The sequence below is a fragment of the Clostridium sp. genome, from assembly GCF_050717535.1.
GTDB lineage: Bacteria > Bacillota > Clostridia > Clostridiales > Clostridiaceae > Clostridium_AD.
In genome coordinates this window covers 1-21,357 of sequence record NZ_JBOITM010000016.1, presented here as the reverse complement: position 1 = coordinate 21,357, position 21,357 = coordinate 1, and the positions used below count along the sequence as shown (strand labels likewise).

Below are 21,357 nucleotides of genomic sequence, written 5' to 3'. Positions count from 1 at the left end.
TCTCGCAGCAACAATTGTTATCGTCAAATAGCAATAATAATAGTATCCACCAACAACACATACATATTTCCTCCCTTAAAGGCAAACATTTTTTTATTTTACTTTATTCTTAAGTTTGTCCCACGAATACTTCATTTGTTAGTATATAATATTATGTTTTTATAAAAATGTTACAATGAATTGTTACATTTTTTTGAATGTAACATAATTAATATTGTGTTTAGTAATTTTATTTTTATTCTTATTGGTAATAAGAAAAATCAAAAACAACGGAAAATGTAATTTTTAAATATAAGATATGTGGTATGAAGAGGAGATACCAGAATTTGTTGCGTTTGGTTGTTATGCACCTGAGGGATTTTACAAGAAGAGTGGTAGTCATATTGTTCTATGCCCAGAATGTTATGCAAAATGTATATTAATATCTTATCCCTTAGATGATTAAGAAAGTTGAATGTTATTTTAGTCATGAGAGCATGTTGTAATGTTTTTGTAGCTTATTTAGTCATAATTTGCCGTATACTGAAAACTGTGGTTAAACTTCATAAGAGCATATAACATAATAAAATGTTATTTTGAATGCCTCTTATTTTTTTGGTGAAAAAGATAATTATATTGATAACTGAACCAGGCACACCTTTGATTTTAATCGTGAGTTAATAGTTTTTTTATGCTAGTAAAAACAGTTTTATTTATATGTCTAATATGCAATTTTAAGGAAAAGAGGTACATATCTCATGGAAATACAAACAACAATACAGCATCACAAGAAAGCAGTAATAAGGAATCAGAAAAAAATTATAAAAAATAGAATTATTTTTCTTTCTGTTTTTCTCATTATTTATTTGGGTATATCAATGTATTTTGACAATCACTTTTATTACGGTTCTGTAATTAATGGTATTAATGCTTCTGGTAAAACCGTAGCGGAAGTAGATAAAAATTTATTAATGAAAAGCGAAGCATATATACTGGAATTTAAAGAACGAAATGGTGTGAAAGAACAGATTAAGAGTACTGACATTGATTTGAAATATAATGCAGTGGATAAAATTCAAGATTTAATAGACAACCAGAATTCTTTTGCATGGATTTTTGCTGGTTTTCATACAAAAGCTTTTGAAATGGATGGAATAGTGACTTATGATGATAAACTTTTAAAAGAACATTTTGATAAGTTCTCTTGTTTCGATAGTAAGAAAGTAATTCAACCTAAAAATGCTAACTTTAAATACTTAGATAGCGGTTATGTGGTTGTAAATGAGGTTATGGGAAATAAAGTTAATAGAAATGAATTCTACACAAGTATAGTAAATGCGATTCTTAAAAGTAAAACAAAATTGGATTTGGAGGCAAAAAAACTATATATAAATCCAAAATATACTTCAACCTCCAAGGAAATTATAAACACTAAAGCTTTACTTAATAAATATATAACTTCGAATATTACTTATACCTATGCTGGAGGTAATACAGTTATAGATAAGTCTGTAATAAATAAGTGGCTTAAAGTTGATAATACTAATTTAATTATATTTTCTGAAGACAAGATTAAAGATTACATTAGTGAACTTGATAATCATTATGAAACTTACGGCAAGGAAAGAGAATTTGTTACATCGGTAGGGAAAACCGTAAAGGTCAGCGGTGGAGATTATGGATGGAAGGTTGAGCGTGCAGGAGAAGTGGCTGATTTAATTGTGGCTATAAAAAACGGAGAGACGATAGCTAAGGAACCCCGTTATACTGAAAAAGGCTTAAACCATGAAGCTAATGATATAGGGAATACTTATGTGGAAATTAATATCACAACGCAGCATTTGTGGTTTTATAAGAATGGTAAGCTTATTACAGATGGAGATGTTGTTACTGGTATGCCAACCAAAGATCGGGAAACACCAATAGGTATTTATAAGCTAAAATATAAATCAAAAGATGCAACATTAAAAGGAGAGGGTTACAGTGTTCCTGTAAGTGTTTTTATGCCGTTTAATGGCGGTATTGGAATACATGATGCAACTTGGAGGAAAGGTGTGTTTGGAGGAAATATATATCTTGAAAATGGATCTCACGGTTGTATAAATTCCCCACCTAGTTTAGCAAAAACTATATATAATAATATAGATGCTAATACTCCTGTTATTTGTTATTTATTGTAGTTTAATAATTGTTATTGATTATAACCCTAAAATTCAATTTTTACAAAATATAAATTTATTTTATAAAAAAGGTCGGTGGAAATAGAAGGATTTAACAGTTGGATTTGAACATAATTTGAAAGTACATTTATCTAGTAAATATGAATTCCGCGTCAGAAGATAGATATTCATTATAACTATAACCCTCCTCGTTAAATTCTTTTAAATCACTTGGCAAACTAATACTATTTTCAATTATAAACCGGCTCATTAATCCTCTTGCACGTTTTGTGTAAATAGTTATAACCTTATGAGTTCCATTTTTATAATCTTTAAATATAGGAGTTATCACTTTTACATTTATTTTGTTCATATCTATCACTGAGTAATATTCTTTTGATGCTAAATTTATAAGTGTATTATCGTTTTGTATCTTTAATTCTTTTTTAATATACGTAGTAATCTTATTTCCCCAAAAATCATATAAGTTATTACCTCGGTTGTTTTTAAGTTTAGTTCCCATCTCTAACCTATAAGGTTGTATTAAATCAAGCGGTCTAAGTGCACCATATAATCCGGATAATATTATTAAATGCTCATTGGCAAAAGATAGCTGTTGCTGATTTAAATCACCTGCATTTAATCCCTTAAATACTGCGCCATCATATGCAAGTAAGGCTTGTTTACCATTTGATAAATCATGTTCTTTTTCCCAGGTAATATGTCTCATAAAATTTTGTTCTGCAATTTTACTATTTACTTTCATCAGCCCTGCCAAGTCTTCAGGAGAATATTTTATAAGCTCCTTAATTAAGCTATTTGCTTCTTTTAAAAATATAGGTGATGCATATAAACTAGTGTTTAATGCCCTTTCCATCTTCAACGTTTTTGCTGGTGACAATATTATAATCATTCGTAGCTCACCTCAACATAATTATACCATAGGTGTAATACCTTAACTTAAAAAGAAACCATGTATGGATCTAGGGGCTATTCTTATAAATTTCATATTCCAAACATCACTAAGAAATTCTGCATAGCTCTATTGTACCAATATATAATAACCCAATGGAAAAGGTTATAACAGTTTTCTAATAGGTATTTGTATTTCAGATACATATTCATTTTCAGAATCTGAAAAGTCATAATCTACTATATTTTTTTCGATAGAGTCTCCCAATATTTCGTATCCATTCTCTTCAATCCATTCAATAAGAATGATATAGTGATTTTCGATATCTTTATATGGTCCTAAAAAAACAACACAGGCAAACTCATTTTCTGGAATCGTTATCAAATCCAAATCTATTATATTTTCAGTTGACAAGATTTCGATGAAATATTTAAATTTATTAAAATTTCCAATTGTCATGTTTTCTCTTGAAAGAGAAGTGTATACTTGACCTTCAATAAGCCAGGAGCTGAGCTTCAAATATTTTTCGTTTTTTTTAACGGATTCTTTAAGTTCGTACTCATTTTTACTATCTTTAATGTCTAAAACCACTCCAATTCTTTGAGGCAGGTGCTTTATCTTTACAATATTCAGCTCATGTTTTATATTTCCCAGTAGCTCAAGCTTTGTATTTATTTTGTTTTTTAAATTGACTAATTTATTTATTTTTATATCAATTTCATCTTCCTTATTTTTTAGTAAGGTTATTAAATTATTTGTATTTTTATTATTCATATATTTTTTAATATCCTGTAATGAAATATCAAGATTTTTAAAAAATAGGATTCTGCTTAGTTTAAAAAAATTCCGAACACTATAGAATCTGTATTTATTTACAACATCACAATTAGGTTTTAAAAGATCGATTTTGTCATAATGCCTTAATGTATCTGTGCTTATATTAAAAAGCTTGGCTAATTCTCCAATTAAAAAAGTATCCTTCATAATTATGTCACATCCATTCTATAAATATTAAACTATTTATCACTATTATTATAAACCACTAAGCAACATTAAAGCTATTTTAAAATATAAATGTAACATATTTACATTAGACCTAATCTAAGGTTTATACTCAATTTTGTAGAGTTTTACTTTTATTGTCGCAGTCATTAAAAAAAATGTTGTGCAAAAAGAATAATAATGCCTATTGACATTAGAGCTAGTCCAAGGTTTATGATTTGCTTAGATGAATTTTAATGATTCTATCAATAAAAATTACAAAAGGGGAATACTATCATGAACGGATATAACGCAGTATTAGCAAGAAACACGGAAAATGCTCCAAAAGGTATCGGTCCATATTCACAAACGGTAGCTTACTCTCATTACAATAATCTTTCAGCTCAATTACCTATGGATTCAAAATCCGGTAAATTGGTAGCTGGTGGTGTAAAAGAGCAGGCTAAGCAGTGCTTTAAAAATATAAAAGCAATTGTAGAAAGCATCGACCATGTTATGAGCGATATTGTTAGAATCACTGTATTTGTTGTGAATATTAAAGATATTGATGCTGTAGACAAAGTTTATAAAACATTCTTCACAAGCTATGTGCCTACACGGACGGTAGTAGCAGTTGAAGCTTTACCTATGGATGCTCTGGTGCAAATTGATGCACTTGTTACGAATGGCGAAGGTACAATTCCAAATGCACCACAATCAGGAGACCTTATAAAGCTTACAAATAACACGGCTAATGCGCCAACAAGTGCTCTATCCTCGCAAGCTGTAGCTTTTTCTCATTACAATAATATATCAGCACAATTACCTATCGATGCAAAATATGGTAGACTTATAGTGGGCGGTGTAAAAGAGCAAGCGACGCAGTGCTTAAAGAATATTAAGGCAATTTTAGAAAGTATCGATGTTCCTTTTGACGATATTGTTAAAGTTAACATCTTCCTTAAAAACTTTTCGGATATTGAAGCTGTTAATGAAGTTTATACAACATTTTTCCCAGACTCAGCTATCGCAAGAGCCGTAGCTTATGTACCTGCACGGACAACAGTTGCAGTTTCAGCGCTGCCTATGGATGCCTTGGTACAAATTGAAGCAGTGGTGTCACACGGAGATGGTACACCACCACAACTTGTTGAAGACAGACATGGACTAATTATAGAAGCAAACAATACGGAAAATGCACCAAAAAGTTCACTATCTACACAAACTGTAGCTTTTTCTCATTACAATCATATTTCAGCTCAATTACCAATCAATCCAAAAACTGGTGATATGGTACTTGGTGCTGTAAAAGAGCAGGCGACGCAGTGCTTAAAAAATATCAAGGCAATTGTAGAAAGTGTGGACCATGTTATGGATGATGTTGTTAAAGTGAATGTATTCCTTAAAAATATTGCAGATATTGATGCTGTAAACGAAGTTTATACAACATTCTTCCCAGGCGGTGTTCCTGCACGAACAACGGTTGGAGTATCAGTTTTACCTAACGATGCTTTAGTCCAAATCGATGCAGTTGTAGCAAATGCTGAAGGAACACCTCCACAAGCATAATAGGCACTTGTTGATAAATACAGGAAATATTAAAGTTACTTGTTAATGATGACAATGAATGCTAATTTTCTGGTACTTGCAGATGTTTATAAATTTTATGTTCAGAGAGTAGAGATGGAGCCATCAGATATATTTATCTTATGGCTCCATCTCTTTAGATTATATTAAAATAATGCTGAGAAAAAATATATTAGGCTAATCTTTTAAATGGCGAGACTTTTTAGTTAGAGGTTTCTTATTGGAAACCTCATCCTCAGCCTGAACTTCCATATCAATTCCAAACATATCAAACATATCTGTTTCTTCAATAACCCTACGACCTTTAGTTTTAGATTTTTCAAGCAAGGTCTTAGTTTTCTTATTAATAGCTTCTGAAATAAGGCTATTTATGTCAACCTTTCTTAGAATGAAAAACAATTCTGGTTTATCGTCTAATCTTTTAGAAACTCCATATAAAACAGCTGCTACGTGCTTGCACATTGTTGCATAGTCAGGGCAGCTACATCTAAAGTCTATTTCATTAGGCGAAGGAAATAATCCAGTGCCTTTTGATGTAAACAAATCAGCTAATGCTTTGGGAAATTTACCATCTATTAGTTCTTCAATAGATTCAATTTTACCTAAGCATTGCTCTAACATGCTGTCCCAAATATTTTGAGGTAAGGCCTTTATGGTAATATCTACCTTATATGGTTTTGAACCACTGCCTTGCACCAGAGCATTTATGTTTCCCCGCGTTATTTTAAGATCTAATACTGCTCCGTTTCTTACATAACTCCGTCCACGAGATATACGATTAGAGTAGTCGGCATAACTTTCTAAATTCTTATTCCATGACTTTCCCCACCAAGTTTTTGCTATAGTTCTACCTTCTATTATTACTGGAGAAATATTTGGGTTTTTCTTTTTTAACCTTTTGACACTTGCCTCTGCACACTTCCTTTTTTCGGCCACTGTAACATAGGCTGGAAAACCTCCGTAAGACGACATATATTTTCCCTCCAAAAATTATATTTGTAATTTAAATAAATCTAGAATTTCTGTATTATTCATTTGCGTAATCCAGCTTTCTTGAATGTCTGGAACAATCTCCTGGGAGAGTTTAATTTTATCTTCAATCATCATATCAATTTTCTCCTCAATAGTACCCTTAGTTATGAATTTGTGAACTATAACATTCTTGTTTTGACCTATTCTGAAGGCTCTATCTGTTGCTTGATTTTCCACAGCAGGATTCCACCATCTATCAAAATGAATAACATGATTAGCTGCTGTAAGATTTAATCCTACACCACCGGCTTTTATTGAAAGTACCATAAATGGTACATACTCTTCACCTTGGAACTTATCTACAAGAGCTTTTCTGTTTTTGACTGCTATTCCGCCATGAAGTACAAGTCCTTTATGCTCAAATATAGTTTCTAGAAAATCACTAAGAGGTTTTGTTATTTCTTTAAATTGTGTGAAAACAAGCACTCTTTCTCTCTTTTCATAAATAGTTTCACATATTTCACGAAGCCTTGCATATTTACCACTTTCATTTTCCATGTAAGAATCTTGACCAAGATATTGCGACGGATGATTACATATTTGTTTGAACTTCATAAGGGATGAAATGACTATTCCCTTGCGCTCTATACCTTCTTCTTTAGATTCAAGTTTTTGTTTTAAATCATTTACTAACTTATTATAAAGAATAACTTGTTTTTTAGAAAGATTTGCATAAGTTTTCATTTCTATTTTGTCTGGTAAATCATTGATTACTGTTTTGTCCGTTTTTAATCTTCTAAGAATAAAAGGGCTTATAACTTTTTTAAGTTTTGCATAACCTGCCTTATTTTCCTTAAGTTTTTTTGTAAAATTGGAGAATTCTCTTGCACTCCCTAGCAGTCCCTTATTTAAGAAGTCAAATAGTGACCATAAATCTGAAAGGCGATTTTCTATGGGAGTACCTGTCATTGCAATTCTATATCGAGCTTTTAATTGTTTTACTGTTCTAGTTTGTTTAGTTCCTGGATTCTTTATAGCTTGAGCTTCATCTAAAACTAATGAATCCCAAGTTATATTCTTTATCCATTCATATTTTGAAATCATAGCATATGTAGTTATAAAAAGATCATAATTCTCCACACAAGTACTATCATCTTCTCCTAAATTTTTATTTTCAGAGGGATGTATAACATAGTATTTTAATGAAGGTGAAAATTTTTGAATTTCACTTATCCAATTTCCAATAAGTGATGCTGGAATAATTAGTAATGTTTTTTCCTTATTATTTGTTCTAATATAATTTAAAAGCCCAATAACTTGTACCGTTTTTCCAAGTCCCATATCATCTGCAAGACATGCTCCGAGTCCCATAGCTTTCATAAAATGAAGCCAGCTTACACCGCGCTCTTGATAAGGTCGTAATTTAGCATTAAAGTTGTCTCCACAAGTAATTCCTTGGATTTTTTCAGGATTACACAATCTGTCAACAACTGAATTAAGCCACTGTCCGTTAGTTACCTCAAGATCACAGATTTCTTTAGAAACATTTAATACTTTTGGGGCATTTAACTGAAAACGCATTGCTTCAATAATATTTATATCTTTGCTTTCCATAAGTGCCTGTGCTTTTTCATAAGCCTTTAGCATCTCTTTTAGTTTCTCATGATTAACCTCTACCCATTTTCCCTTTATAAAAGTTAAGCCCTCTGCTTCTGAGAGAAGATTTCTTATTTCATCAGCAGTAACTTTTTCTTCGCCGAGAAATAGTTTTGCATCAAAGTCTATTAATGCTTCAATATTTAATCTTGAAGGAGTAGAATTTCCAACACTTACGGACATCCTAAGGGAAGATGATTTGTTCTTCCACCATTTTGGTATACGACATAAGATACCTGCCTCTTCATAAAGGGGTATTTCTTTTAAAAATGTGTAAGTTTCTTCTGCGCTTAAACCTAATGGATGAAATATTTCACCAGTATCAAGAAGTTCTGAGATTAGCTTACTTTTTTCTGATGCCTTATTTACTGTTGAAAGTAAGTTTAAGAGTTTTTTGTTGCTTTTTCCATATTCAATAAGTGCATTTTTTAATGGAAGATGTTTTGAAGTGCCACTTTTCTCATCATTAACTGAATAAGTTGCTAAAAATGCAAAGGGATATTCAGCCTTCTTACTTTCAACTAAGTGAAAAAATACGCGTCCAATTAAGTTAATATTAGAACCAAAGAGAGAAAAAAACTCGGCAATACTTCCTGTATAAGCTCCTATTATTTCAGTAAAAGAGTTATTTAATTTCTGCCATAGTTTTTCAATCCATTCATGGCTTAAGTGCTCAAGTCCAGTCAAATATGGGGCAATATCTAATAGTGCTTCAATATCTTCTGTTTCAATATCTACAATAGTTTTTTCACGTAAAATTTCAATGTCCGGATTCATAGATAACTTTTTTATAAATGTAGCGATAACATGTCTTAAATATGTAAGAGATTCTGATAAACCATCTGTTTTTTCTAAAAAGCCAAGATAAAAAACACCCTCATTATGATTTTTTATAAAACGGTTATTTATTTCTTGCTGGATTATAATTTGGTCTTCACTAAATTTTTCTTTTGTAATTTGAAAGTCAAATTCAAAGGCCCCATCTTGTTTAAATAATACAATCAATTCTTTGTTTTGATCTTTTGTTGATTCTTCCTTATCATGTAACATCATTTTTCTTATCCTCTCCTGAAAATGTTTTCACAATATTTTCAATTAATTAATTAATTAACTAATTATATCACAATTACAAGGCCTCGCAAAGAACCTCAGAGATTTCGTAGAGATAAATAAAAGCCCACTGAAAGTCTTATGAATCAATACTTTCAATGGGGTTATCCTTTCTTAGAAACTTCCCGTTTGCTGCTCGGAACCATAAATAAAACCTGAAGCTGGTAAGATTTTTGATGAAGTAAAAAATAGTGGATTTAAAATTGCAATCTACAGATTTAAAATTGTTGTAAAAAACAATGTTCCAACTTGTGTTCTAATTACACGTGAAAAATATCAGGAATTAATGGAAAAAGTAGAGGATTATAATTTATTATCTGTTGCTGTAAAGCCTATGGAAAATGCTAAGGATAGTGATTTTATAGCTAGTCAAGAAGTTATGAATGAATTTGAAATTGAACAAAGTAACCTTTTAGAATAAAAGTAAGACCATGAATTGTAGGTTTAACTAAATTCATGGTCTTATATAATACAATTTAAGACATGTAATCTAACATGTCTAAGTACCCATCTTACTAAACTTTGTTTCCAGTTTGTTTTATGAGATATTTATATTACCAAATTCCAAGAACACGTTGTAATATAAGGCTTACCCCAGTAATTCCTATCCAACAGCAAAATCCAATAATGATTGGTTTACCACCGGTTTTTACCAGTTTTACTATGTTTGTATGCAAACCAATTCCTGCCATAGCAAGGATTATAAAGAACTTGCTTAGCTCATTGAATGGTTTAAATATTGATGATGGAGCACCGGAACTTATAGCTATGGTGGTAATAACGGAGGCTAGTATAAAATAAATAATGAAGAATGGAAAGATTTGTTTGAAATCTACTTTTTTACCTTCAGCTTTTTCTTCTTTTTCTTCTTTTTTTGTACGAATAAACGCAAGTATTAGTGTAATAGGAATAATAGCTAAGGTTCTTGTTAATTTGACAGTAACAGCCTTAGCAAGCGTAGCTGAACCTAAATTGTACATACTGTCCCATGTAGATGCTGCAGCGGTTACAGATGAAACATCATTAATTGCTGTTCCCGCAAAGATACCAAAAGCCCCACCGGAAGTGTGGGAAAAACCAAGCCATGTACCAAAGGCTGGAAAGAAAATAGCAGCAATTATATTAAAGAAGAAGATGACTGAGATTGCCTGAGCAACTTCTTCATCGTTTGCACCTATAACCGGAGCAGTGGCAGCAATAGCAGAACCGCCACAAATGGAAGAACCCACACCTACCAGCGTAGATATATTTGATGGTATGTGCATTACCTTATGGAGCACAAATGCAATAACAAGTGAAGTAGTAACCGTCCCAATAATAATTGGAAGTGATTGCGCTCCAGTATCTAATACTACATGAAGGTTTAATCCAAAACCTAACAGGATGACTGCATACTGCAGAATTTTTTTTGAAGTAAAATTAATGCCTGAATCAAACTTGTTTTTATTTTTAATAAATAAGGTAACAATCGTACCAGTGATAATTGCAATTACAGGACCGCCAATAATGGGATATTTTTGTCCTAGTAACCAAGATGGAATAGCAATTATTAGGCAAAGTGACATTCCAAGCCAATTATTTTTGATGAAATTCATATTTTTATCCTCCTTTTCATATATAATTTAAGTTTAAAGTTTTTATTTATGCAAAAGTATTTATCAACGATTATAATAATATCATAATCTATCAATAAAATAAAATTATTAATATTTATCATTCAATAAAAATATGTTATAGTTAATGCATATTATTATATATAATTGAGCAAATAACTAAGGAAAGGGATACTGATAATTATGATGGATTTTAGGATAGACACATTTTTAACAGTGTGCAGACATATGAATTTTACAAAAGCTGCTAAGGCACTTAATATTACGCAACCAGCAGTATCACAACATATACATTATCTTCAAGATTATTACGATGTAAAGTTATTTGTATATGAAGGGAAAAAGATGCATTTAACAAATGCCGGAGATACCTTATATCAAGCAGCGATTACAATGAAGCATAATGACTTATATTTGAAGAAAATTATTAATGATTCGAATAAAAAAAATAGATTAATTTTTGGAGTAACGTTAACAATAGGCGAATTTGTTATAGCAAAGCATATAAAATCATATTTAGATTTATATCCGGATACAGAGGTACGGATGATAGAAGGGAATACAAGTGAACTATTGGAAATGCTTTCTATGGGAGAAATTGATTTTGCACTAATAGAAGGAAATTATCAAAGGGAGAATTATGATTATATAGTGTACTCTCAGGAACGATATATGGCAGTGTGCAGCAAAAATTATATTTTTCAAGCAGAACCGGAGAAATTAACGGATTTATTGTCAGAACGGATTATTATAAGAGAAATTGGTTCTGGAACAAGAGAAATTCTTGAAAAAAATCTAGAATATAGAAATCTAAAGATTGAAGATTTTAGATATACAGTTGAAATTGGAGGAATGAATGCTATAAAATCTTTGGTGGAATCTGGTTGTGGAATTACGTTTCTATATGAATCAGTAGTTAAAAAAGAACTTGAAAATGGTAGCTTAAGGGAGATAAAATTAGAAGATTTTAATGTTTTACATGATTTTTCTTTTATCTGGAATAAAGGTAGTATTTTTTCTGAAAATTATCATGAAATATGTGAAATACTAAAAAACTGATTAGGCACTAATTTGGCCAGATCCCATTGATTATGGCGATGAATGGAGATTTAATGTAAAAGTTTTTAATATTGGAGTGACTAATGAAAAATTTTTAACAGATTATGAGGGAGGTTATAAAATGCAAAATTCTGTATTAAGGGGAATTGATAAAGATATTGAAGATATTTTTTATTCATATGTTAAAGTCAGAAGTGATACTTTTACTGACCTTGAACGAGACATAGAACCTTTTTTAATTAATTTCTTTAATGACATTGATTACTTTAAACGTAATCCTGAGCACTTCGGAACTTATAAAATTGAAAACGATACTTTTGACAGATGCGTATGCTGGGGATTGGTCAAAGGAAAAGGGAATGAAACAGTCATCCTGATTCATCATAACGATGTAGTCAATATTGAAGACTTTAAAACACTCAAGCCTTATGCCTATTCACCAAAAGAACTGAAAATTGAGCTCATGAAGATAAAGGCAGATTTGCATACAGATGTAAGGGAAGATCTTGAAAGCGGAGATTACATCTTCGGCAGAGGAACAGCTGATATGAAAGGTGGAGGCTCTATACAACTTGCATTAATTAAAAGATATTCAGAACTTGAGAATCTTGTTGGAAATATTTTAATTATTTCTGTGCCTGATGAAGAAAATCTTTCTGCAGGTATGTTAAGCGCCATATTATTATTAAAGGAATTAAAAGAAAAGTATAGACTCAATTATTTGATGATGATAAATTCGGAGCCACATCAAAGAGTAAACAAAGATGTTGGGGTAATTTCAGAAGGCTCCGTTGGAAAAATGATGCCATTTTTTTATGTAAGAGGATTTTTATCTCATGTAGGAAAGGTTTTTGAAGGTTTCAATCCTGTAAGCTTGCTAGCGAAAATCGTTGATAAGACAGATCTTAATTTAGAGCTTTCTGACTTTTTGGAAAATGAAGCCTCTCCTCCTCCTACATGGCTGTATTTCAAGGAAAGAAAATATAACTATGATGTATCATTACCACCAAGTGCAGGGGGATGTTTGAGCATTCTTACTTTCAACAGAGAGCCTGCTTCCATGTTAGAATCCATTCAGGAAATTTGCACCGATGCTTTCACAGAGTTAATTAATGATATGAATGAGAAGTATAGGATTTTCAGGGAGAGAATACATAAACCCTTTGAACCTTTGCCATGGAAAGCCAAAGTCGTAACTTTTAAACGGTTATATGATGAAGCATATTTAAATTATGGTGAAATTTTCAAGGCTGCATATGATAAAGTTTTTCAAGATATTAAAGAAAAGGTACAAACAGGTGATGTTTCAATGATTGAGAGTAATTTTTATCTCGTTGAAGCTATTTATGATTTTATTAATGATATATCTCCAAGAGTTATTATTGGCCTTGCCCCTCCCTATTATCCTAATGTATCAAATATATATATTAGTGACATTAGTGATAAAGCAAAATATCTGTCCGATAGTATTATAGATTATTCTTTAAGGCATTTTAATCAATTATACTCAAAGGAATACTTTTTTACTGGTATTTCGGATTTAAGCTATACATCAATTAAGAGCTCTAAAATTATATACGAAGCCCTTGAAGGGAGTATGCCACTATTTGGATTCCTTTATTCTATACCTCTTGAAGAAATTGAAAGTCTGTCTATGCCTTGTATAAACATAGGACCATGGGGCAAAGACTTCCATAAATTCACAGAAAGGGTTTTGAAAGAGGATCTGTTTCACAAAAGTCCAGAGCTTCTAAATTATGCAATTTCAAAATTATTGGATTGGGATGAATTGATGTAGCATATAGCATAGGAAAAGGGAGGTAGTTAATTCGAGTTTATTGCGAGATATTATTTTAGAGGAATCACAAAGAAACATTTTAATGCAACAAGAATATGAAACTAAAATTAATGAACTTCCTAAAGGAACAATTGTTATAAAAAAAGTAAGTAATCATGAATATTATTACTTGAAATATAGTTGTAAAAATATCCTTATGGTGTACAATTACACTATAAGGATATTTTTATATTAATTATTTAAATATAATTTATCAGGAATATAGGTTGAAGGGCGGAATTAATCAATGACAAGGCTTGAGTTTATAAAGGAAGTAGATAGGAAAGTTAGACTTATAAGAACTGAAAAAGGATATACACAAGATAAAATGGCGGAAATACTTGGAATATCTAAAAAAACACTTGTACAAGTAGAGAAAGAAAGAAGTAGTATGGGTTGGTCTGTTGCAATTGCTGTGTGTGTTATTTTTAAAGACAGTGAGATATTAGAATTAACTTTTGGCGGGGGTGTTGAAGATATTATTCGTTCATTATCAATTTCAAACGATGAGAGACGGTATATTCCAACATTTGGAGGCAAAATTTGGTGGAAGGATATCGAAGCTAAAAATGGATATACAATTCAGCAAAATACAATATCAGATCATTACAGAATTTTAGATAATAACTATAGAAGAGTATGTTTTTCTTTTGAAAAAGAGTATATGATCAAACGGTTTCATGAACTTGCCGATTAATGTTTACTTATAAATAAAAAATATATGAGAGGTGCTTTATGGATAAAAAAAGAGTTGCATTGGTAATTGTCGGGGGAATAATGCTTTTGGTTATAGTAATTGCGCTTATTTTTCTTTTGAGTATAAGAAGTGACTTTACAAAATATTTGGATACAAAATATCCAGAACTGTCATTTAAAGTAGGTGTTACAAAAATTGATATTATTTACGGTAAGTATTATGCAAATGTGAATTGCATAGATGACGAAACCGATTTCCCTATTTCAAAGGACTTCAAAACGAAAAACATCTCAGAGGAGTATATTCAATACAAAAGCACAATACAGTACAATACTAAGATTAAAAATATATTCGATGGTAGTGATATTCAGAAAAGTATTAAAAAAGCAACTGGAGGTAGTAAAGGAATATTTGAAAATAATGCTACCTATGAACAAGTAAATATAGATTTAATTAGTAATACAGACCAAATTGCAGTTGCAAAAGAAGTGATGAAAATTCTAAAAGAAAAAAATATCTCTGCTGAAAAAGTAATATTTATGTATGAAATAGATATGCATGTGTATGAACTGTGGTTAACCCCAAAGGATTATAAATTAACAGACAAAGAAATTAATGATAAGGTCATGAAAATAAAATAGTTCTATTATATGAATAAAATACAAGAAGTTAGGAGGATAAATATGCGTGATATGTTATTAAGTATTGACCCGATGGGTTTAACTTTATTTACTTTGCCACTTATTGCCTTTTGTGTTGGGTTGGTAGCACAATTAATATCAAAGAAAAGAATAATAATTTTAGGTGTAATCTTTACAGTGAATCTAATACTAACCTTTGCTGTGTTTAACTCAACTTTTTTTATATATTGTTTTGTATACACAGGTATAGCAGAACTTGGAACACTTTTGGCGGATTTGATTACTAATCTAATTAAAAAAGGCTCTGTTAGACTTTAGTGTTGTTAATTTGACTATGACCTCGTAGGTAGTTACATAAACAATGATTTTATCAAAATCCGGATACACGATTTTTTTTACTTGCTAAGTCTCGTTTGATTTTGCAAAGAAAAAATTTGTTGTTATAACCTGATTTTCAACATTAATAATAGCGAGATCAGGTATATGGTATATAACAGTATTAATTTATACAAAGAACAATAGTATAAAACAATTCTATAATATTCATTGTTAAAATAATGTAAATATAGTAAAGTAATATTATAGGTTATAAAGGTATGACAAAGCTAATATAACATAGCATTAAAAACAATATTACATATATACGAGGGGGATTTAATTGAAAAGATTTTTAAGTATTGCGATATGTTTATTATTGGTGTTTTTAAACATTCCTATAACTGCAAATGCAGCATCAAATACAACAACACTACCAACAATAACACTGTCAGAAACTGAAGTTAAGACAGGGGATACAATAAAATTTGAGATAAAAGCTAATGATACATTATCAGTCCAAGCTAATGGTCCTGATAATATAATATTGATTAGGAGTAGAGTGGATGGAACTAAATCTATAAACTTACATCTAAATTATAATGAAAGTACAGAAAAGTATGAGTTAGAATATATAATTCCATCAAATATGTTGTCTGGGGAATGGTATATAGAAAAAGTTGTGTTACAAGATAATGCAGGGAATAAAACTTATGATTATTCTAATATTTCATTTACGGTAGATTCCATAGTGAAATTCAATTCAAATGGCGGTTCAATCGTAGCAGGTATATCAGTTAAGTATAATGGGAAAGCAGTTGTACCGTCAGTTCCCACAAATACAGGCTACGCATTTGGAGGCTGGTATAAAGATAATACTACGTTTGTAAACCTGTTCGATTTTACAAATACGCAAATAACTGAAAACCTAGAATTATTTGCAAAGTGGACAAAAAATGGACATGCAGTTACATTTAATAGCCAAGGTGGAAGCGAAGTAATAAGTAGTATAGCAGATTATAACAGTCTAATTACAGCTCCTGCTGCACCAACAAAGACAGGATATGCCTTTGACGGTTGGTACAAAGAAGCTGAATGTGTAAATGCATGGGACTTTTCAACAGATAAAGTAAATTCAGATATAAAACTATATGTAAAGTGGATACCTGCGCTGCAAAGATTATCTGGAGCTAACAGAATAGAAACTTCTATAGCCATAGCTAAAGAAATATATAAAGATAAAGCACCAGATGCAGTAGTACTCGCTACTGCAAGTAATTTTCCAGATGCCTTAGCTGGATGTGGACTAGCTTATAAGTACAATGCACCATTGCTTTTAGTTAATAAAACTGTTGATAACAGTAAAAATGTATTGGATTTTATTACAACAAACTTAGGCAAAAACAAAAACGTCTATATATTAGGCGGAGTTTCAGCAGTTAGTGGAGAAATTGCAGATTATTTAACTACAGAAGGTTATAAAATAATTAGACTTGAAGGGATAGATCGTTATGCAACAAATCAAAAGATAGTTGATTATATGAATACTCCTAAAGGTACAAATGTGGTTATTGCTACAGGGGGTAGCTTTGCAGATGCGCTTAGTATATCAAGTATAGCTGCAATGAAAGGTTATCCAATATTATTAAATGGTAAATATACCCTATTAGATAGTGTTAGTAAGGCTATAACTAATATAGAGCCAACAATTGTCTATATAATTGGTGGAACAGGAGTACTTAGTACTAATATTGAAACACAAATTAAAAAAATAAATGGAGATATAACTATAGTAAGGTTAGGTGGAAAAGATAGATATGAAACTTCAATTAAGACAATGGAATCTTTTAATCTAACTACAAATTCCATAACTGTAGCTACAGGAATAGATTTCCCTGATGCTTTAAGTGGATCGGTACTGGCTGCAGAAAATAATTGTAGTGTGCTACTTGTGGACAATAAGAATATAACAAGGCAGCAAGATTCGCTATATGTACACAAGATAACAAATGCAATTGTATTAGGTGGAGAAGGGGTTATAAGTAATGATACAGCAACTACACTAATAGAAAAACCAATAATAGCTACACCCACATCAGTAAAAGCAGTATCATCCTCTTATACTAGTATTGATATTAGTTGGAGCGGAGTAACTGCAGAAAATTCCTATGAAATTTATAGAGCAACATCCAGTTTAGGAGACTACACTTTAATATCAACAACGATGCAGTCAAAATATAACGATATTGGATTAACAAACAATACTACTTATTACTATAAAGTTAAAGCAAATAGGATGGTTGGTACTGAAAAAATGTATAGTGATTTTTCCACTGCCATAAGCGCAAAACCAATACTAGATACACCCACTAATGTTATGGCTACACAGATTAATTCTAAGAGTATTAAACTTTCCTGGGATGCAGTGACAGGAGCAGATGGTTATGAAATATATAGAGCTATCTCTAGTACAGGAACCTATAGCATATTAGTAGGAACAGGATATTTATATTATACAAATTCAGGCTTAATAACAGGCAAAACTTATTATTATAAAATCAGGGCATACCGAAAGGTTGCAGCAACAAGAGAATATAGTAATTTGACAGCAGCTACTTACAAATTAATTACAAATATTGTTTTTAATAATTTAGTACAGCCCAATGCGGTATACGGAATATATTTAGGCTCAAAAGTAGAAATAATGGATGAAAGTGAATATAGTTACTTAATTAAAAGCAAGGGCATTCAAACCTGGGTAGATAGTAAAAATGTTTCTGTATCTTCAAACCCAGCTACAAATAGAAAATATTTGGATAGAAAACAACTGGAGACGTATGTAAATATTACAAGCACTTTTGTAAGTAATACAAATTATTTTACTTGGGTGGATTTGAATAGGCAAAGAGTTAGTATCTTTTCCGGTAGTGCGGGACACTGGGTTTTATTTAAAACATACTCATGTGCATCAGGTAACAATGCAACACCTTCAAAGAGAGGATTATTTACAGTTTTAGATAAGGGGCCTTCTTTTGTTGCAGAATCAGGAGCATTAGTGAAATATTGGACAAGATATAGTGGAAATTATCTTCTACACTCAATACTTTTAACTCCCTCTGGAAATGTCTTAGATGGAACTTTAGGAATAAGAGCTTCTCATGGATGTATTCGTATGCCATTAGATATGGCAAAATGGTATTATGAAAAAATGCCTAAAGGCTCATTAGTATGGGTAAATTAAATGGACAATGCCACGTTTATTGTGAGCCTCAAAGAATTTGGAAAGCAAAAATCTCCCGAGTTAATATCTCATTGACGCTATTAGCAAGAAGAAACTGTTTCTAGTTTCTTCTATGGGGTCGTGTCTAGAATCAATAATTGTAAATAGCAAGGAACTCTAAAGAGGATCTTTCAAAATGATTATATTGATCATTTTGAGAGATCTTCTTTTCTGAATTTCCAATTAGAAGAGTAATTAGCAATAAGAAATCTTCACTACATTTCTAGCAACCAGAGATTATTCGTTTTATTTTCAATTACTAATAGCAAACAATAACTTCTAGTTATGGTTGAGTCCTCCGAGGTCGTGACATAAACTGAAAATTAATATTTGCTAACATGAATGGCTAAAACTGAAAAATATAGATTTTTGCCATCTATTATAAAAAGTTTATTGCTTGTAAATTACAGATTACATAGGAAAATAGTTATTGTTGATGGTAAAATTGCGCATACTGGTGGAATTAATGTTGGTGATGAATATTTTTGATTAAAAAAGATAAATAAACCTTGGAGGGATACAACAATACGTCTGACTGGTTATAGTGTACTTTCATTTCAAACAAGGTTTAGTGGACATAGTAGTAAAAATGACTCTATAAAAGATAGTTATGTTAAGATGATTACCATCGCAAAAAAATATCTGTATATTCAAACACCATATTTTATTCCAGATAAAACTATATTAGATGCATTAAGAATTTCAGTTGCTGGTGGTGTTGATGTTAGAATAATGTTGCCTGGTATACCAGATATAAAATCTGTTTGGCGTTTTATTACTCCGCTTGCTTGAAATTTTGAATTTTTATAATATCTTCTTTGTTATCAACCCATTCTTCAGAATATCCAAATTTACAGCATAAAAGGTTCAAGTAATAAGAACTAATACTCGATAACATATTGGGGGATATATTTAATAAACATATTAGGACAAATATTGATATAGTGTAAATTACCTGTAAATATATATTAAGGAATAGTTTAAAGTTTTATAGGATAATAAAATATTTTAGGTATATTTAAAAATAAAGGAGGAGGGGCTTAATGAATGTTAAGGATTCTAAACTTGTAAAAAAGCATGAAATCAAATGTAATAAGGGGGGTATGTCTATTAGAAAGAAAATACCTTTGTTTTTCGGAATATTAATAGCAATATCTATGGTGACAATTTCTATTTTTACATATATAAAGTCATCACAAATAATGTCTAATCAGAATGAGATAAGACAAGCAGTTGATCAATTGGCACAGGGGATTTATATAATTTCAACAATTGTAATTATAATTTCTGTATTAATTGGTATAGTTATAGCTAGGGTATTGATAAGGCCATTATCAAAGGTAACATTATTAATTGATAAGACTTGTAAATTAGATTTAAGTGATGATGATGATAATGATATAGAAGGTTTAATTAAAATTAAGGATGAGTTTGGAACTATAGCTAGGACTATTGTTAATATGAGAAAGACATTAAAAGATGTTGTAAAGGATTTAATAGAAGCATCTGAAAACATAAGCAATAATGAACATTTTGTGGAAGAACTTACAAATGCATTAAAAATGAAGGCGGAAGAAAGTTCTAGTGAAACAAAAATTTTATCAGCCGGAATGGAAGAGACTGCAGCTACAGCAGAAGAAATTTCAGCTTCTTCAGGAGAAATGAGAAATATGGTTAGTACAATGGCAAAGAAAGCAACCGAAGGAGCTACCATAGCTGAAAGCATTGTTCAAAAGGCAAATGGAATTACAATTGGCACAACTAGTTCTAAGGAGCAAACTGATAAGATATATGGTAATATAAAAGATAAATTAGAAGATGCAATAAAGGATTCAAAAGCAGTTGAAGAAATACATGGACTTGCAACCTCAATACTCCATATAACTAGCCAAACTAATTTATTAGCTTTAAATGCAGCTATTGAAGCTGCAAGAGCTGGAGAAGCAGGAAAAGGTTTTGCAGTGGTTGCAGATGAAGTTAGAAAGCTAGCAGAGCAATCAGGTGATACAGCAGCTAATATTCAAAATGTAGTTAAAGTGGTAAGTGATTCTGTAAAGAATCTATCTGCTAATTCCCTTAAGATGTTAAATTTTATGGATGAAGAGGTTTCTTTGAATTATGAGATTATTATGGGTACAGGTCAAGAGTATATAGATGATGCAGAGAATTTCAATAAAATCATGAAGGAATTTGATGAAACAGCGCAACATTTAAATACATCAATAAGTGGAGTTTCTATTGCAATAGACCAAGTAGCAGGGACAGTTAATGAAGGCGTAGAAGGTATATTTAAGATATCAGATAAAAGTATTGACATTGTAAAAGAAATGGAAAAAATAAAGAAAAATAGTTTAGGTAATAAAGCTAGTGCAGAAAAGCTAAGAGGTATAGTTTCTAAATTTAAAATGTAATGGTTACAATTTGTTCACGTCCCCCGGCAGGCTGTGCGAGAATTAGATTTTAGATATAATCCGCAGCTGAATTAGAAATTTAAAATTTTATTGTAACTATTTTTCTTGATATAAAGCAAAAAAAGCACCTATATTAGGCTGCTTTCA

Annotated in this window: 18 protein-coding genes; 13 read left to right on the top strand and 5 right to left on the bottom strand. The window is 30.9% G+C overall.

Going from position 1 to position 21,357, the window contains the following annotated elements; genetic code table 11:
• Nucleotides 1-298 precede the first annotated feature (298 nt).
• Together ACREVU_RS03475 and ACREVU_RS03470 are read left to right on the top strand one after the other, a co-directional pair.
• Nucleotides 299-445, top strand: a complete 147-nt coding sequence (locus tag ACREVU_RS03475) for a hypothetical protein (protein WP_431550235.1) — start codon at nucleotides 299-301, stop codon at nucleotides 443-445.
• Nucleotides 446-737: 292 nt separating this feature from the next.
• Nucleotides 738-2,159 carry a L,D-transpeptidase family protein gene (locus ACREVU_RS03470; protein ID WP_431550234.1) on the top strand — a complete coding sequence of 474 codons (1,422 nt, stop codon included), beginning with the start codon at nucleotides 738-740 and terminating at the stop codon, nucleotides 2,157-2,159.
• A 127-nt stretch (nucleotides 2,160-2,286) separates the two neighbouring features.
• Here the strand turns inward: ACREVU_RS03470 and yaaA are convergent, their stop codons facing one another.
• Both yaaA and ACREVU_RS03460 read right to left on the bottom strand, forming a co-directional pair.
• Nucleotides 2,287-3,051: a peroxide stress protein YaaA gene (gene yaaA, locus ACREVU_RS03465; RefSeq protein WP_431550233.1), complete on the bottom strand. Its 765-nt coding sequence runs from the start codon at nucleotides 3,049-3,051 to the stop codon at nucleotides 2,287-2,289.
• 165 nt (nucleotides 3,052-3,216) lie between these two features.
• A complete protein-coding gene (locus ACREVU_RS03460; protein ID WP_431550232.1) occupies nucleotides 3,217-4,035 on the bottom strand; it encodes a GyrI-like domain-containing protein in 819 nt (272 codons plus the stop codon).
• Between the two features lie 294 nt (nucleotides 4,036-4,329).
• Here ACREVU_RS03460 and ACREVU_RS03455 point away from each other — a divergent pair, with 294 nt between their 5' ends.
• On the top strand, nucleotides 4,330-5,601 hold the full coding sequence (locus ACREVU_RS03455; protein WP_431550231.1) for a RidA family protein: 1,272 nt from the start codon (nucleotides 4,330-4,332) through the stop codon (nucleotides 5,599-5,601).
• A 195-nt stretch (nucleotides 5,602-5,796) separates the two neighbouring features.
• On the opposite strand, the gene ACREVU_RS03450 is transcribed toward ACREVU_RS03455, so the two are convergent.
• Both ACREVU_RS03450 and ACREVU_RS03445 read right to left on the bottom strand, forming a co-directional pair.
• A complete protein-coding gene (locus ACREVU_RS03450; RefSeq protein ID WP_431550230.1) occupies nucleotides 5,797-6,591 on the bottom strand; it encodes an SWIM zinc finger family protein in 795 nt (264 codons plus the stop codon).
• 18 nt (nucleotides 6,592-6,609) lie between these two features.
• Nucleotides 6,610-9,300 carry a DEAD/DEAH box helicase gene (locus tag ACREVU_RS03445; RefSeq protein ID WP_431550229.1) on the bottom strand — a complete coding sequence of 897 codons (2,691 nt, stop codon included), beginning with the start codon at nucleotides 9,298-9,300 and terminating at the stop codon, nucleotides 6,610-6,612.
• Between the two features lie 343 nt (nucleotides 9,301-9,643).
• On the opposite strand from ACREVU_RS03445, the gene ACREVU_RS03440 reads away from it, so the two are divergent.
• A complete protein-coding gene (locus ACREVU_RS03440) occupies nucleotides 9,644-9,778 on the top strand; it encodes a hypothetical protein (protein ID WP_431550228.1) in 135 nt (44 codons plus the stop codon).
• 133 nt (nucleotides 9,779-9,911) lie between these two features.
• Here the strand turns inward: ACREVU_RS03440 and ACREVU_RS03435 are convergent, their stop codons facing one another.
• Nucleotides 9,912-10,952, bottom strand: a complete 1,041-nt coding sequence (locus tag ACREVU_RS03435) for a YeiH family protein (RefSeq protein WP_431550227.1) — start codon at nucleotides 10,950-10,952, stop codon at nucleotides 9,912-9,914.
• A gap of 201 nt (nucleotides 10,953-11,153) precedes the next feature.
• Here ACREVU_RS03435 and ACREVU_RS03430 point away from each other — a divergent pair, with 201 nt between their 5' ends.
• The 9 genes from ACREVU_RS03430 (at nucleotide 11,154) to ACREVU_RS03390 (ending at nucleotide 21,210) form a co-directional block, all read left to right on the top strand.
• Nucleotides 11,154-12,029 (top strand): LysR family transcriptional regulator, encoded by an 876-nt coding sequence (locus tag ACREVU_RS03430; protein WP_431550226.1) that lies wholly within the window; start codon nucleotides 11,154-11,156, stop codon nucleotides 12,027-12,029.
• A gap of 121 nt (nucleotides 12,030-12,150) precedes the next feature.
• The gene (locus tag ACREVU_RS03425; RefSeq protein ID WP_431550225.1) at nucleotides 12,151-13,827 is read left to right on the top strand and encodes a M20/M25/M40 family metallo-hydrolase; all 1,677 of its coding nucleotides are present in this window, start codon (nucleotides 12,151-12,153) and stop codon (nucleotides 13,825-13,827) included.
• A 286-nt stretch (nucleotides 13,828-14,113) separates the two neighbouring features.
• Entirely contained in the window at nucleotides 14,114-14,563 is a 450-nt protein-coding gene (locus tag ACREVU_RS03420; RefSeq protein WP_431550224.1) for a helix-turn-helix transcriptional regulator, read from the top strand.
• Between the two features lie 38 nt (nucleotides 14,564-14,601).
• The gene (locus ACREVU_RS03415) at nucleotides 14,602-15,204 is read left to right on the top strand and encodes a hypothetical protein (RefSeq protein WP_431550223.1); all 603 of its coding nucleotides are present in this window, start codon (nucleotides 14,602-14,604) and stop codon (nucleotides 15,202-15,204) included.
• A gap of 42 nt (nucleotides 15,205-15,246) precedes the next feature.
• A complete protein-coding gene (locus ACREVU_RS03410; protein WP_431550222.1) occupies nucleotides 15,247-15,522 on the top strand; it encodes a DUF2651 family protein in 276 nt (91 codons plus the stop codon).
• A 340-nt stretch (nucleotides 15,523-15,862) separates the two neighbouring features.
• On the top strand, nucleotides 15,863-18,760 hold the full coding sequence (locus ACREVU_RS03405) for a cell wall-binding repeat-containing protein (RefSeq protein WP_431550221.1): 2,898 nt from the start codon (nucleotides 15,863-15,865) through the stop codon (nucleotides 18,758-18,760).
• 381 nt (nucleotides 18,761-19,141) lie between these two features.
• The gene (locus tag ACREVU_RS03400; protein WP_431550220.1) at nucleotides 19,142-19,288 is read left to right on the top strand and encodes a phospholipase D-like domain-containing protein; all 147 of its coding nucleotides are present in this window, start codon (nucleotides 19,142-19,144) and stop codon (nucleotides 19,286-19,288) included.
• Between the two features lie 129 nt (nucleotides 19,289-19,417).
• Nucleotides 19,418-19,591, top strand: coding sequence for a phospholipase D-like domain-containing protein (locus tag ACREVU_RS03395; RefSeq protein WP_431550219.1), 174 nt, complete (start codon nucleotides 19,418-19,420; stop codon nucleotides 19,589-19,591).
• 251 nt (nucleotides 19,592-19,842) lie between these two features.
• A complete protein-coding gene (locus tag ACREVU_RS03390) occupies nucleotides 19,843-21,210 on the top strand; it encodes a methyl-accepting chemotaxis protein (RefSeq protein WP_431550218.1) in 1,368 nt (455 codons plus the stop codon).
• The last annotated feature ends 147 nt before the right edge of the window (nucleotides 21,211-21,357 follow it).

Excerpts from the sequence above, each read along its gene's own strand:
- ACREVU_RS03470 (WP_431550234.1), top strand. The coding sequence starts at position 738 with ATGGAAATACAAACAACAATACAGCATCACAAGAAAGCAGTAATAAGG.
- ACREVU_RS03460 (WP_431550232.1), bottom strand. The coding sequence starts at position 4,035 with ATGAAGGATACTTTTTTAATTGGAGAATTAGCCAAGCTTTTTAATATA.
- ACREVU_RS03420 (WP_431550224.1), top strand. The coding sequence starts at position 14,114 with ATGACAAGGCTTGAGTTTATAAAGGAAGTAGATAGGAAAGTTAGACTT.
- yaaA (WP_431550233.1), bottom strand. The coding sequence starts at position 3,051 with ATGATTATAATATTGTCACCAGCAAAAACGTTGAAGATGGAAAGGGCA.
- ACREVU_RS03435 (WP_431550227.1), bottom strand. The coding sequence starts at position 10,952 with ATGAATTTCATCAAAAATAATTGGCTTGGAATGTCACTTTGCCTAATA.
- ACREVU_RS03455 (WP_431550231.1), top strand. The coding sequence starts at position 4,330 with ATGAACGGATATAACGCAGTATTAGCAAGAAACACGGAAAATGCTCCA.
- ACREVU_RS03415 (WP_431550223.1), top strand. The coding sequence starts at position 14,602 with ATGGATAAAAAAAGAGTTGCATTGGTAATTGTCGGGGGAATAATGCTT.
- ACREVU_RS03410 (WP_431550222.1), top strand. The coding sequence starts at position 15,247 with ATGCGTGATATGTTATTAAGTATTGACCCGATGGGTTTAACTTTATTT.
- ACREVU_RS03475 (WP_431550235.1), top strand. The coding sequence starts at position 299 with ATGTGGTATGAAGAGGAGATACCAGAATTTGTTGCGTTTGGTTGTTAT.
- ACREVU_RS03395 (WP_431550219.1), top strand. The coding sequence starts at position 19,418 with ATGATTACCATCGCAAAAAAATATCTGTATATTCAAACACCATATTTT.
- ACREVU_RS03400 (WP_431550220.1), top strand. The coding sequence starts at position 19,142 with ATGGCTAAAACTGAAAAATATAGATTTTTGCCATCTATTATAAAAAGT.
- ACREVU_RS03445 (WP_431550229.1), bottom strand. The coding sequence starts at position 9,300 with ATGATGTTACATGATAAGGAAGAATCAACAAAAGATCAAAACAAAGAA.
- ACREVU_RS03440 (WP_431550228.1), top strand. The coding sequence starts at position 9,644 with ATGGAAAAAGTAGAGGATTATAATTTATTATCTGTTGCTGTAAAGCCT.
- ACREVU_RS03450 (WP_431550230.1), bottom strand. The coding sequence starts at position 6,591 with ATGTCGTCTTACGGAGGTTTTCCAGCCTATGTTACAGTGGCCGAAAAA.
- ACREVU_RS03390 (WP_431550218.1), top strand. The coding sequence starts at position 19,843 with ATGAATGTTAAGGATTCTAAACTTGTAAAAAAGCATGAAATCAAATGT.
- ACREVU_RS03430 (WP_431550226.1), top strand. The coding sequence starts at position 11,154 with ATGATGGATTTTAGGATAGACACATTTTTAACAGTGTGCAGACATATG.
- ACREVU_RS03425 (WP_431550225.1), top strand. The coding sequence starts at position 12,151 with ATGCAAAATTCTGTATTAAGGGGAATTGATAAAGATATTGAAGATATT.